10 protein-coding genes are annotated in these 13,545 nt (G+C 60.3%); 3 read left to right on the forward strand and 7 right to left on the reverse strand.

Going from position 1 to position 13,545, the window contains the following annotated elements:
- Positions 1-181: 181 nt before the first annotated feature.
- The 3 genes from betA to betI form a co-directional block, all read right to left on the reverse strand.
- Positions 182-1,885, reverse strand: a complete 1,704-nt coding sequence (betA, locus tag HKK54_RS12945) for a choline dehydrogenase (RefSeq protein ID WP_010167551.1) — start codon at positions 1,883-1,885, stop codon at positions 182-184.
- A 130-nt stretch (positions 1,886-2,015) separates the two neighbouring features.
- The gene (gene betB / locus HKK54_RS12950) at positions 2,016-3,488 is read right to left on the reverse strand and encodes a betaine-aldehyde dehydrogenase (RefSeq protein ID WP_169386954.1); all 1,473 of its coding nucleotides are present in this window, start codon (positions 3,486-3,488) and stop codon (positions 2,016-2,018) included.
- Between the two features lie 109 nt (positions 3,489-3,597).
- A complete protein-coding gene (gene betI / locus HKK54_RS12955) occupies positions 3,598-4,191 on the reverse strand; it encodes a transcriptional regulator BetI (protein WP_010167549.1) in 594 nt (197 codons plus the stop codon).
- Positions 4,192-4,510: 319 nt separating this feature from the next.
- Here betI and betT point away from each other — a divergent pair, with 319 nt between their 5' ends.
- Positions 4,511-6,502: a choline BCCT transporter BetT gene (gene betT, locus HKK54_RS12960; RefSeq protein ID WP_169386955.1), complete on the forward strand. Its 1,992-nt coding sequence runs from the start codon at positions 4,511-4,513 to the stop codon at positions 6,500-6,502.
- Positions 6,503-6,658: 156 nt separating this feature from the next.
- Here betT and choV read toward each other — a convergent pair whose 3' ends face one another.
- The 3 genes from choV to HKK54_RS12975 all read right to left on the reverse strand — a co-directional run bounded on the left by choV (position 6,659) and on the right by HKK54_RS12975 (position 9,695).
- Complete coding sequence (gene choV, locus HKK54_RS12965) at positions 6,659-7,837, reverse strand: choline ABC transporter ATP-binding protein (RefSeq protein ID WP_169386956.1); 1,179 nt, start codon at positions 7,835-7,837, stop codon at positions 6,659-6,661.
- The gene (gene choW / locus HKK54_RS12970) at positions 7,834-8,679 is read right to left on the reverse strand and encodes a choline ABC transporter permease subunit (protein ID WP_010167546.1); all 846 of its coding nucleotides are present in this window, start codon (positions 8,677-8,679) and stop codon (positions 7,834-7,836) included. The genes choV and choW overlap by 4 nt, the downstream gene beginning before the upstream one ends.
- Positions 8,680-8,747: 68 nt before the next feature.
- Positions 8,748-9,695: a choline ABC transporter substrate-binding protein gene (locus tag HKK54_RS12975; protein WP_017476446.1), complete on the reverse strand. Its 948-nt coding sequence runs from the start codon at positions 9,693-9,695 to the stop codon at positions 8,748-8,750.
- 437 nt (positions 9,696-10,132) lie between these two features.
- On the opposite strand from HKK54_RS12975, the gene HKK54_RS12980 reads away from it, so the two are divergent.
- Both HKK54_RS12980 and HKK54_RS12985 read left to right on the forward strand, forming a co-directional pair.
- The gene (locus tag HKK54_RS12980; RefSeq protein ID WP_010167542.1) at positions 10,133-11,509 is read left to right on the forward strand and encodes an L-serine ammonia-lyase; all 1,377 of its coding nucleotides are present in this window, start codon (positions 10,133-10,135) and stop codon (positions 11,507-11,509) included.
- A gap of 548 nt (positions 11,510-12,057) precedes the next feature.
- Positions 12,058-13,161, forward strand: coding sequence for a GlxA family transcriptional regulator (locus HKK54_RS12985; protein ID WP_003216915.1), 1,104 nt, complete (start codon positions 12,058-12,060; stop codon positions 13,159-13,161).
- Between the two features lie 105 nt (positions 13,162-13,266).
- Here HKK54_RS12985 and HKK54_RS12990 read toward each other — a convergent pair whose 3' ends face one another.
- Positions 13,267-13,530 (reverse strand): hypothetical protein, encoded by a 264-nt coding sequence (locus HKK54_RS12990; RefSeq protein ID WP_003216918.1) that lies wholly within the window; start codon positions 13,528-13,530, stop codon positions 13,267-13,269.
- Positions 13,531-13,545: the final 15 nt, after the last annotated feature.

Raw genomic sequence — 13,545 nt, forward strand, 5'->3', positions numbered from 1 at the left:
CAAACAGAGTAGGCCTGGGCTGGGGAGCTGATCAAGGAAAGTGTAGGAGAGGGGGTTTGCAGTGTCTGGTCGGGCCTCATCGCGGGCAAGCCCGGTTCCCACATGTGACCGAGTTGTTCTGGCGAACGAGGTCAAATGTGGGAGCTGGCATGCCTGCGATGCAGGCACCTCGGTGTATCAGTTACTGCGCAGTCGGACCCACTTCACGCATCGGCTTGCCACGCACCGGCGCATCGCCCGCTACGTAGTAATCCGCAGTGCTGCGCGGCAGTGGCTTACGACCACGGATCTTGTCGGCGATTTTCTCGGCGATCATGATCGTCGGTGCGTTCAGGTTGCCGGTAGTGATGATCGGCATGATCGACGCATCCACCACACGCAGACCCTGCATGCCATGCACACGGCCTTCAGCGTCAACCACGGCCATCTCGTCGGTGCCCATCTTGCACGAGCAGGACGGGTGGAACGCGGTCTCGGCGTGCTCACGGATAAATTTATCCAGTTGCTCGTCGGTCTGTACGTCGATGCCCGGGCTGATTTCGCGGCCACGGTACTGGTCGAGTGCCGGCTGCTGCATGATTTCACGGGTCAGGCGGATGCCGTCGCGGAATTCCTGCCAGTCCTGCTCGGTGGCCATGTAGTTGAAGAGGATGCTCGGGTAGTCCCGCGGGTTCTTCGACTTCAGCTGGATACGGCCACGGCTCGGCGAACGCATGGAGCCCATGTGCGCCTGGAAACCGTGCTCTTTCACACCGTTGCTGCCGTTGTAGTTAATCGCTACCGGCAGGAAGTGGTACTGGATGTTCGGCCAATCGAATTCTTCACGGGTACGGATGAAACCGCCCGCTTCGAACTGGTTGCTGGCGCCGATCCCGGTACCGTTGAACAGCCACTCGGCACCGATAGCCGGCTGGTTGTACCAGAGCAACGACGGGTACAGCGAGACCGGTTGGGTGCAGGCGTATTGGAGGTACAGCTCAAGGTGGTCCTGCAGGTTTTCGCCGACGCCAGGCAGGTCGTGGACCACCGGGATGTCGAGGCTTTCCAGCAGTTTCGCCGGGCCAACGCCGGAGCGTTGCAGCAGTTGCGGCGAAGCGATTGCGCCGCTGCACACCAGGACTTCCTTGCGGGCACGGGCTTCAACGCGTTCTTCGGCAGCACCGATCAGGTAGCGAACGCCGACGGCACGCTTGCCTTCGAACAGTACTTTGTCGGTCAGCGCGTGGGTGACGATGGTCAGCGTCGAGCGCTTCTTGGCCGTGTCCAGGTAACCGCGAGCGGTGCTGGCGCGACGGCCGTTCGGCGTCACGGTACGGTCCATCGGGCCGAAGCCTTCCTGCTGGTAGCCGTTCAAATCTTCGGTGCGCGGGTAACCGGCCTGTACGCCTGCTTCAACCATCGCATGGAACAGCGGGTTGTTGCCGGCTTTTGGCGTGGTCACGCTGACCGGGCCTTCGCCACCGTGGTAGTCGTTCGGGCCGATGTCGCGGGTTTCGGCTTTACGGAAATACGGCAGGCAGTCCAGGTAGGTCCAGTCTTCCAGGCCTGGCAGTTTCGACCAGTTGTCGTAGTCCATCGCGTTGCCGCGGATGTAGCACATGCCGTTGATCAGCGAGGAGCCGCCGAGGCCCTTGCCGCGACCGCATTCCATACGGCGGCCGTCCATGTGTGGTTCTGGATCGGTTTCGTAGGCCCAGTTATAGCGACGGCCTTGCAGCGGGAACGCCAGGGCGGCTGGCATCTGGGTACGGAAATCGAAACGGTAGTCCGGGCCGCCGGCTTCCAACAGCAGGACGGTGACGCCTTCGTCTTCGGTCAGACGGGTCGCCAGGGTGTTACCGGCGGAGCCGGCACCCACAATGATGTAGTCGTATTCTTGGGACATTAAATGCACCCTCATTTAGATATGGTCAGGTCAGGCGAGTGCTTCGCACTCGATCGCCGGCAAGCCGGCTCCTACAGGTCATGCGCAGTCCTTGTAGGAGCCCGCTTGCGGGCGATTGGCGGTATCAGCCTTAGAACACCGAGGCGTAGTCGCCCAGCTCAACCTGTACCGATTTGATGCGAGTGAAGTTGTTCAGCGAGCTGATCCCGTTCTCACGGCCCACACCCGACTGCTTGTAGCCGCCAACCGGCATCTTCGCGTCGGACTCGCCCCAGGCGTTGATCCAGCAGATACCGGCTTCCAACTGATGAATCACGCGGTGAGCGCGGTTCAGGTCCTTGGTCACCAGGCCAGCAGCCAGGCCGAAGTCGGTGTCGTTGGCGCGGCGGATCACTTCTTCTTCGGTGTCGTAGGTGAGGATGCTCATCACCGGGCCGAAGATTTCTTCACGGACGATGGTCATGTCGTCGGTGCAGTCGGTGAACACGGTCGGTGCAACGTAGGCACCCTTGGCGAATTCGCCGTCGGTCAGACGGTCGCCGCCGCACAGCAGGCGGGCGCCTTCTTCCTTGCCCTTGGCGATGTAGCCGAGCACGCTTTCCATGTGGGCGAAGCTGACCAGCGGGCCGAAGTTGGTGTTTTCATCTTCCGGGTTGCCGACGCGGATGCGCGCAACGCGCTCGGCGATCTTGGCTTCGAACGCGCCTTTGAGGGCGGTCGGAACGAACACGCGCGTGCCGTTGGTGCAGACCTGGCCCGAGCTGTAGAAGTTGGCCATCATCGCGATGTCGGCGGCGCGATCGAGGTCGGCGTCGTCGAAAATGATCAGCGGGGATTTGCCGCCCAGTTCCATGGTGACTTCTTTGAGCGAAGAACTCGAAGCGCTGGCCATGACTTTCTTGCCGGTGTCGGTGCCGCCGGTGAAGGAGACTTTCTCGATGCGCGGGTGCTCGGTCAGCCAGGTGCCGACTTCACGACCGCTGCCGGTCAGGACGTTGAACACGCCATCCGGAACACCGGCGGCGGTGTAGATTTCAGCCAGTTTCAGGGTGGTCAGCGAGGTGACTTCACTTGGCTTGAAGATCATCGCATTACCCGCGGCCAGGGCCGGTGCGGATTTCCACAGGGCGATCTGGATCGGGTAGTTCCACGCACCGATACCGGCGACGACGCCCAGCGGCTCGCGACGGGTGTAGACGAACGAAGTCGTGCGCAGTGGGATCTGCTCGCCTTCGATGGCGGGCACCAGGCCTGCGTAGTATTCCAGCACGTCGGCGCCGGTGACGATGTCGACGTATTGGGTTTCGGAGTACGGCTTGCCGGTGTCCAGGGTTTCCAGAGCGGCCAGTTCGTCGTTGCGCTCACGCAGGATTTCAACGGCGCGACGCAGGATGCGCGAACGCTCCATGGCGGTCATGGCGGCCCAGATTTTCTGGCCCTTTTCAGCGCTGACCACAGCGCGCTCAACGTCTTCTTTAGTGGCGCGTTGCACGTTGGCGAGAACTTCACCGTTAGCCGGGTTGATGGCTTCGAAAGTGGCATCGCTGCCAGCGTCGGAGTAGCCGCCGTCAATGTAGAGTTTTTGCAGTTCGAAACGGGCCATAAAGTCCTCGCAAGTGCATAAGTGGTTGGCGTTAACCGCCGAAGGTGGGCCATAAGGTTCTGGCAACACCGGCCGGCAGCCGTTCAGGGGTTGAGCGTTTATGTGTGCTCTAACTCACCTGCTTGGCCAATTGGAAATCCATGTATTCGTAAGCGATCCGTTGCGCCTGCTCCGTGTCGAAAGCGTCTCCCGACAGGGCGCCGCGCAACCACAAACCGTCGATCAGGGCCGCCAGGCCTCGGGCTGCGCTGCGTGCCTCGGACAACGGCAACGCTCGGCGGAACTGGCAGCACAGGTTGGAATACAGACGGTGATCGTTGATCCGCTGCAGCCTGTGCAATGACGGGTGGTGCATGCTGGTGGCCCAGAAGGCCAGCCAGGTTTTCATAGCCGGGCCGTTGACCTGGCTGGCGTCGAAGTTGCCTTCGATGATCACCTGAAGATGAGCCCGCGGGCTGTCATCTTTCAGCGCCAACCGGCGCTCGGTGACGTTCTCGATCAGAACGTTCATCAGGTACCGCATCGTGGCGGCGATCAGGCCATTCTTGTCCTGAAAATAGTGACTGATGATGCCATTCGAGACACCGGCCAGACGGGCGATCAGCGCAATGCTGGCATCCCCCATTCCGACCTGATCGACCGCAGTCAATGTGGCTTCGATCAACTGCTGGCGGCGTATGGGTTGCATACCGACCTTGGGCATCGTGCACCTCTCCTTAGGCCTGCCAACGGGCGATAAACGTCCGTCGGCTTGTGGGCCAGTCTATTTTGTTTTGATTGAACGTTCAATCAACAAAGAATAAGATCTGCGACAAATGGTCGCTGCCTACAGGTATTTCCTACGTGTATGTGGCGCCACCTGACATCGGGAAAACCCATGAAACAGCCCGGCACAGCGGTTCGCCGTGGGTTCATGGTTTTTCGGGGTGTCTTTATACACCCGTCCGTCGACTGCCGAAAAATCGATGGCTCGGGTCATGCGTTGCCTTGTGTTTCTCTGCACTGCCCGGAGCATCTGTGCCATGAGTTCTGCCTCTCTTATAAAGACCCCGCCAGAAAAGGTGCGGGTCAACGGTTGGGTGTTCTACACCTCCACCGCGCTGATTCTGTTGTTGACCGCGATTCTGATCATCGCCCCGCAGGAAGCCGGCAGGATGCTCGGTGTGGCCCAAGCCTGGTTGTCGAAAAGCTTTGGCTGGTACTACATGGTCGTGATCGCCGCCTACCTGGTGTTTGTGGTGGGCCTGGCGTTTTCGTCCTACGGTAAATTGAAACTGGGCAGCAAGGACGACACCCCGGACTTCAGCTACGGCGCGTGGGCCGGCATGCTCTTCTCGTCGGGCATCGGCATCTCGCTGCTGTACTTCGGCGCGTCCGAGCCGCTGGACCACTACTTCAACCCGCCTGAAGGCGCGTCGGCCACCGGCGAAGCCGCACGGCAGGCGCTGCAACTGACGTTCCTGCACTGGGGCCTGCACGGCTGGGCGATCTACGCTCTGGTGGGCCTGGCCGTGGCGTACTTTGCCTACCGTCATAACCAGCCGCTGGCCTTGCGCTCGGCGCTGTACCCGCTGGTGGGCGAGCGTTGGGTGAAAGGCGCAGCCGGTCACGCAGTGGACGGCTTCGGCATGTTCGTGACCCTGCTGGGCCTGGTGACGAACCTGGGGATTGGTTCGATGCAGGTGTCGTCCGGGTTGGAAAACCTGTTCGGCATGCAGCACAGCAACACCAACCTGCTGATTGTGATCATCGTGATGAGCACCGTGGCGACCATCGCTGCCGTGTCGGGTGTGGAAAACGGCATTCGCCGCCTGTCCAACCTGAACATCGTGCTGTTCAGCGGCCTGCTGATTTTCGTGCTGCTGTTTGGCCCGACCCTGCACTTGCTCAACGGCTTCGTGCAGAACATCGGCGACTACATGAACGGCATCATGCTGAAAACCTTCGACCTGTATGTGTACGAAGGCGACGCCGACAAGACCGAGCGCTGGATGGGCCTGTGGACTCTGTTCTACTGGGCCTGGTGGATTTCCTGGGCGCCATTCGTGGGCATGTTCATCGCGCGTATTTCCCGTGGTCGCACGGTGCGTGAACTGGTGGCCGGCGTGCTGCTGATTCCGCTGGGCTTCACCCTGGCGTGGCTGTCGATCTTCGGCAACTCGGCCCTGGACCTGGTGGTCAACCATGGTGCGGTGGAGTTGGGCAAGACGGCGCTGGAACAGCCGTCCATGGCGATCTACCAACTGCTGGAGCATTACCCGGCGTCGAAGATCGTGATCGGTGTGTCGATCTTTGTGGGCTTCGTGCTGTTCCTGACCCCGGCGGATTCCGGCGCGGTGATGATGGCGAACCTTTCCTGCAAGGGCGGCAACGTTGACGAAGACGCGCCGCACTGGCTGCGGATTTTCTGGTCCGCCGTGATTACCCTGGTGACCATCGGCCTGTTGTTCGCCGGTAACTTTGAGGCCATGCAAACCATGGTGGTGCTGGCGGGCCTGCCGTTTTCGGTGGTGCTGATTTTCTTCATGTTCGGCCTGCACAAGGCGATGCGCCAGGACGTGGCCATCGAGCTGGAACAGGCGCAACTGGCCGAACGAGGGCGTCGTGGTTTCAGCGAGCGCCTGACCGCCCTGGACCTGCAACCGAGCCAGGGTACCGTGCAGCGCTTTATGGACAAGCACGTCACGCCGGCGCTGGAAGAAGCGGCAACTGCGTTGCGTGATCAGGGGCTGGAAGTGCAAACCTTGCTGGGCAAATCCAAGCGCTGCATTGGTGTGCGCATCGAGATGGAAGAGGGGAATCCGTTTGTCTACGAGGTGAGCCTGGATGCTTATTCGTCGGCACCGAACGATTTGCCCGAGGAAGAGCGCACGCGCTACTACCGCGCCGAGGTTTACCTGCACAACGGGCCTCAGGAATACGACCTGATGGGCTTCACCCAGGAGCAGATCACCCGGGACGTGCTCGATCAGTTTGAAAGCCATCGGCAGCTCCTTGGCCGTGTCTATAGCTGAGTGTTGAAAGGAGCGGTGCCTTCACTGGCGCCGCTGTTCCAAGGTTGGAATGGGGTCAAATGTGGGAGCTGGCTTGCCTGCGATTGCAGTGGTGAATTCACTGCAGCTATCGCAGGCAAGCCAGCTCCCACATTGACCCCGTTCCTTCAGGAGGATTTACCCCAGGTTCTTGCCCAGGAGGGCATGGTAGAGCTCGCTGTCACCCAGGATCCCCACCACCTTGTTGTTGTCCTGCAGCACCAGCTTGTTCCCGGTCTGATAGCGAATCTGCAACGCTTCACGCATCCCGATATTGGAATCCACCAACGTCGGCATCCGGCCCAAACCTTCCACCGATTGCCCCGGTGTCCAGTTCTGCAAGTTCAGCACTGCGCCGTTCTGTCGCGCGCCCTTGATGGTGTTGCCTTCTGCAAGGTCCAGCCACGAGTCGCCACCCGGGTCCAGGCTGATGGAACCGTTGACGTGGGTGCAGTTGTCTACCGTGCGCATCAGGCTGCGGCCACACAACACATTCAGCGGATTGGTGTGGGCCACGAAGGTCCGCACATAGTCGTCCGCCGGGTTCAGCACGATCTCTTCCGGCACGCTGTACTGGATGATCCGGCCGTCTTTCATGATCGCGATACGGCTACCGAGTTTCAGCGCCTCATCCAGGTCGTGGCTCACAAATACGATGGTCTTGCTCAGCTTGCGTTGCAGTTCCAGCAACTCATCCTGCAAGCCCTGGCGGATCAGCGGGTCGAGTGCGGAGAAGGGTTCGTCCATCAGCAGGATATCGGCGTCCATCGCCAAGGCGCGGGCCAGGCCGACGCGCTGCTGCATGCCGCCGGAAAGCTCGTCGGGCTTCTTGTTGCGCCACTGCGACAGGCCCACCAGTTCCAGCTTGTCGTCCACCAGCTTGCGCCGTTCTTTTTCCGGACGACCCTGCATCTCCAGGCCGAAGCTGATGTTTTCGCGCACCGTCAGCCAGGGCATCAGGGCGAACTTCTGGAACACCATGGCGATGCGCTGGGTGCGCATCATTTTCAGCTCGGCGGGGGTGCAGGAAGCAATGTCGATCTGCCGACCTTCATGCTCCACAAACAGCTTGCCGCGGCTGACGGTATTCAAGCCGTTGATGCAGCGCAGCAAGCTCGACTTGCCCGAGCCGGACAGGCCCATCAGCACGCAGATCTCGCCTTTCTCTACATCCAGGCTGGCGTTTTCAACGCCGACGATCTGCCCGGTCTTTTTCAGGATCTCGTTGCGCGTCATGCCCTGGTCGAGCAGCTTGAGCGCCTCGCGAGGGTCCTTGGAGAAGATCACATCGACATTTTCGAATCGGATAATGCTCATGCATCACCCCCTACTTTGGCGTCGGGTTGTTTGCAGATGCGGTCGAGCATGATGGCCAGCAATACGATCGCCAGGCCCGCTTCAAAGCCCAGGGCGATGTCGGCGGTGTTCAGCGCGTTGACCACCGGTTTGCCGAGGCCGTCGGCGCCCACCAGGGCCGCGATCACCACCATCGACAACGACAGCATGATGCATTGGGTAATGCCGGCGGCGATGCTCGGCATGGCGTGGGGCAGTTCAATCCGCGAGAGCAACTGACGGCGCGAGCAGCCAAAGGCCTTGCCGGCGTCCATCAACTCTTGCGGCACATCACGGATACCCAGGTAAGTCAGACGGATAGGCGCGGCAATCGCAAACACCACCGTGGAAATCAGCCCGGGCACCACACCCAGCCCGAAGAGGGTCAGGGTAGGGATGAGGTAGACGAAGGTCGGTACGGTCTGCATCAGATCGAGCACCGGCCGCATCAGGGTGTAGAACATCGGTTTGTGCGCGGCAACAATGCCCAGCGGCACACCGATCACCACGCAGACCAGGGTGGCGAACAGCACTTGCGCCAGGGTCTCCATGGTTTCCTGCCAGTACCCCAGGTTCAGGATCAGCAGGAAGGAGGCGATGACAAAAACGGTCAGGCCCCATTTGCGTTGAATGAAATGAGCGAGCAGCGCAATCAGACCGATCAATGCCAGCGGATTGAACCAGGTCAGCGCGAACGTCACGCCGTGGATCATCGTTTCCAGGGTCGATGCGATTGCGTCGAAGTAGCTGGCCCCGTGTTGGGTCAACCATTCAACGAAGGCAGCGATGTACTGGCCTAGCGGGATTTTATGTTCAGTCAGCATGGTAGTGAATGTCCACATGCGAAGAGGAAAAACATCCCGGGCCAGCGTACCGGCCCGGGGTCAGCGGTTTACTTGGCGAGGTAAGCTTTGACGGCCTCCAGTCCTGGTTTGCCATCGACAGTGGTCACACCGGCCAGCCAGGTGTCGAGCACTTGCGGGTTCTTCTTCAGCCACGCCTTGGCGGCTGCGTCAGGCTTCATCTTGTCGTCCAGGACGTTACCCATCAGGGTGCTTTCCATGTTCAGGGTGAACGACAGGTTTTTCAGCAACTGGCCCACGTTGCTGCATTCCTGGGTGTAGCCCTTGCGAACGTTGGTGTAGATGGTGGCCTGGCCGTAGTTGGGGCCGAATGAATCATCACCCCCGGTCAGGTACTTCATCTTGAAGCGGGTGTTCATCGGGTGCGGTTCCCAGCCGAGGAACACGATGGCCTGGTCGCGTTTGGTGGCGCGTTCCACCTGCGAGAGCATCCCGGCTTCGCTGGATTCGACCACTTTGAAGCCTGCGGTTTTCAGGCCAAAGGCGTCTTTGTCGATGAGGGTCTGGATGGTGCGGTTACCGTCGTTGCCCGGCTCGATCCCGTAGATCTTGCCGCCCAGTTCATCCTTGAATTTGACGATGTCGGCGAAGTCTTTCAGGCCCTTGTTGTACAGCGCTTCCGGTACGGCCAGGGTGTACTTGGCGTTTTCCAGGTTGGCGCGCACGGTTTCCACGGTGCCGGCATCACGGTACTGCTTGATGTCGTTTTCCATGGTCGGCATCCAGTTGCCGAGGAAGATGTCCATGTTCTTGCCGTCAGCCAGGGACTTGTAGGTCACCGGAACGGAAATCATCGTGGTGCGGGGTTTGTAGCCGAGGCCCTTGAGGACTTCGCTGGTGGTGGCGGTGGTGACGGTGATGTCGGTCCAGCCGACATCGGAGAAGTTGACGGTCTGGCATTGCGCCGGTTCTGCAGCGTGAGCCAGGACTGGCAGACTCAGCATGGCGGCCAACAACAACGACGGGGAACCTTTCATGGGGGTGGACTCCTGGTGTTTTTCTGGCGGCGATCACACCGCGCTTATAGGTGTTGCGGTTGGGCGTGCGGCACAGCTCTGCCACGCAACTGTGCAAACGAGTCGAGACTGATCATGTACCAGTGAAAATCTGACGCCTACAGGGGGCGTCGTATCCAGTACAGGGATGGTCGTATCCAGTGTCGGTGACGTCGCTTACAGATTTTTTCCACGGCAAAACTGCACTTTTTACCGATCTGCACCGCAAAAAACGGCCAAAACGTCGCCTTCCACAACAGCGGCGCTGATGAGCATGGGTACGTCGGTGTGAGACGCCGTGAGCACCAGCAAAAGCTTGATGATGGCCGCATCTCGGCGGATTGCGACATGAGCGTAGCAGCTCCGTCACCAGGCGCTTTTTCACGCCTGGCCTGTGCTCATCGAGGAGTTTCACGGCAATGGCTATCAGCGTTTTCGACCTGTTCAAGATCGGCATTGGGCCTTCGAGTTCTCACACCGTCGGCCCCATGCGCGCCGCGGCGTTGTTCGTTCAAGGACTGCGTGAACGTGATGTATTGGAACAAGTGAGGCGCGTCGAAGTTCAGCTGTACGGCTCCTTGTCGGCCACCGGCATCGGTCACGGCAGCGATAACGCGGTGATCATGGGCCTGATGGGCGAGTGGCCGGACGCGATTGATCCGTCGCAAATCGGCATCCGCATCGAAACCCTGCGCGAGACCAACACACTGCTGCTGGACGCACGTTTGCCGGTGCCTTTCATATGGGCGCGAGACATGCGCCTGATCGACGAGAACCTGCCCTTCCACCCCAATGCCATGACCCTGGTGGTGTTTGGTGATAACGGTGAGTTGCACCGCGACACCTACTACTCCGTAGGCGGTGGATTTGTAGTGGATGCAGCCCAGGCCGCCAGCGGTGTGGCAGACATGGACCGCACCGAGCTGCCCTATGACTTTTCCAGCGCGGTGGAGTTGCTCCAGCTGTGCAAGACCCACAACCTGCGGGTCGCTGAACTGATGTTGGCGAATGAAAAAACCTGGCGCTCGGAAGACGAGATCCGCAGCGGCCTGATGAAGCTTTGGCGCGCCATGCAGGATTGCGTGGAGCAGGGGCTCAAGCACGAAGGCATTCTTCCCGGCGGCCTCAATGTACGGCGGCGTGCCGCCAAGTTGCACCGCAGCTTGCAGGAGTTGGGCAAGCCGAATGTGATCGGCTCAACCTTGAGCGCGATGGAGTGGGTCAACCTGTTTGCCCTGGCGGTGAATGAAGAAAACGCCGCCGGCGGGCGCATGGTCACGGCTCCTACCAATGGCGCGGCGGGGATCATCCCGGCGGTGCTGCACTACTTTATGAAATTCAGCGAAGAGGTGACCGAGGCCAACGTGGTCGACTATTTCCTCGGCGCGGCGGCGGTGGGCATCCTGTGTAAAAAGAACGCGTCGATCTCGGGTGCCGAAGTCGGCTGCCAGGGTGAAGTCGGCTCGGCGTGCGCCATGGCGGCGGCGGGGCTGGCGGAGATCCTCGGTGCGACGCCGGAGCAGTTATGCAACGCGGCGGAGATTGGCCTGGAACACAACCTTGGCCTGACCTGCGACCCGGTAGGCGGGCTGGTGCAGGTGCCGTGCATCGAGCGCAATGCAATTGCCGCAGTGAAGGCGATCAACGCGGCGCAGATGGCGCTGCGGGGTGATGGCCAACACTTTATCTCGCTGGACCGGGTGATCCGCACCATGCGTGATACCGGGGCGGATATGCATGACAAGTACAAGGAAACGTCGCGGGGCGGGTTGGCGGTGAGTGCTGTCGAGTGTTGATCCAGCTTTTATGTGACGAGGGAGCTTGCTGTGGCGAGGGAGCTTGCTCCCGCTGGGCTGCGCAGCAGCCCCAAAATCTTGGGAGCGCTTCGCACTCCAGCGGGAGCAAGCTCCCTCGCCACAGAAGAACAGCCTTGCTCATAAAGTGAACACCCGAACCAAAAGCGCCACCTTTTAGCGCGTCGCAATTAGATAAGTAGCTCCCGAACGATTTCCCCTCGTGACCACCTGTCACCCGTGCTTGTGGTGACAGACTTTTCCCACGTCGTTTCTCTCCCTTCCCACAAGTGCTACCGATCTGCTCACACCCCTTGAGCCTGCGTTCTCTCACGTCTTTTCCGGGTCATATCCCCCACTCCATGCGCGGGCTTATATAGACGCGTCATGAGGTCGTTTTCAGGAGTTATTGAATGCGCATTCAACTTTAGGCATGGCATTTGCTCTATCAATACAAAGCCTCTCGCCACAGGAGTTTCCTTAAGGTGATGAGCGCAATAACAAGAGCCTCGCCTGAGGCCATCACCCGCTTTGTGTGAGGAGATACCGCGATGACGTCGTTCAACTCAGGGGCTCAACCCCAGAACCGTGCGCCTCAATCCATCGGCTTTTTGCTGCTGGACAATTTCACGCTGATTTCCCTGGCCTCCGCAGTCGAACCGCTGCGTATGGCCAACCAACTTTCCGGCCGCGAGCTGTATCGCTGGACGACGTTGAGTGTCGACGGAAACCAGGTGTGGGCCAGCGACGGTCTGCAAATCACCCCCGATGCTTCCATGCACAAAGCCCCGGCCCTGGACACTGTGATTGTCTGCGGCGGCGTGGGTATCCAGCGCACCGTGACCCGTGAACATGTGTCGTGGCTGCAAAGCCAGGCGCGCCAGTCCCGTCGCCTCGGCGCGGTGTGCACCGGCAGTTGGGCCCTGGCTTGCGCCGGCCTGCTGGATGGCTTTGATTGCAGCGTACACTGGGAATGCCTGGCGTCGATGCAGGAGGCTTTCCCCCGCGTGGCGATGAGCACACGCCTGTTCACCCTCGACCGCAACCGCTTCACCAGTTCGGGCGGCACCGCGCCGCTGGACATGATGCTGCACCTGATCAGCCGCGACCACGGCCGTGAATTGTCGGCGGCGATCTCCGAGATGTTTGTGTACGAGCGCATCCGCAACGAACAGGATCACCAGCGTGTGCCGCTCAAGCACATGCTCGGCACCAACCAGCCGAAACTGCAGGAAATCGTCGCGCTGATGGAAGCCAACCTGGAAGAGCCGATCGACCTTGATGAGCTGGCGGTGTACGTCGCGGTTTCCCGGCGTCAGCTGGAGCGGTTGTTCCAGAAATACCTGCACTGTTCGCCGTCGCGCTACTACCTCAAGTTGCGCTTGATTCGTGCGCGGCAGTTGCTCAAGCAAACGCCGATGTCGATCATCGAAGTGGCGTCGGTGTGCGGGTTTGTCTCCACGCCGCACTTCTCCAAGTGCTATCGCGAATACTTCGGCATTCCGCCGCGGGATGAGCGCGTGGGTTCCAACACCACGCAACAGGTTGCGATGATGCCGATTCCCCAGGCGCTGGTGTTGTCACCGTTGTCTGGGCCGTTGTCGGCGTTGAGCCAGGCGCGCAATGAGTCGACGTTTGCGAGTGTAAGGCTCTAGACCGGGTCGCCTGCATCGCAGGCAAGCCAGCTCCTGCATTTGACCGAGTTATTGCTCAAAACACCGATCAATGTGGGAGCCGGGCTTGCCCGCGATAGCGGTCTGTCAGGCGCCAGAGTTCTGCCTGAACTGCACCAACGCCGGCAACAACTGCTTGTCGATCGCTTGCCTCACCGCCGGCAAAATCGTCGCGCTGCCGGTGTACATCTGCTCAACCATACCCTTGAGTGCCTTGGCCCGCGCCGCACTCAAACCGCGTACCGCGCATTCACAAGCCTGCTCGGCGGTCGCGCCGCTGGACACTTCGAAACCCAACGACCGCAGTTGGCCCAGCAGGTCATCCTGGTCAATCAAATCCGCGTGCATCATGACGTTTATCCTTGT

Origin of the sequence: Pseudomonas sp. ADAK13 (assembly GCF_012935715.1) — a bacterium.
Lineage (GTDB): Bacteria > Pseudomonadota > Gammaproteobacteria > Pseudomonadales > Pseudomonadaceae > Aquipseudomonas.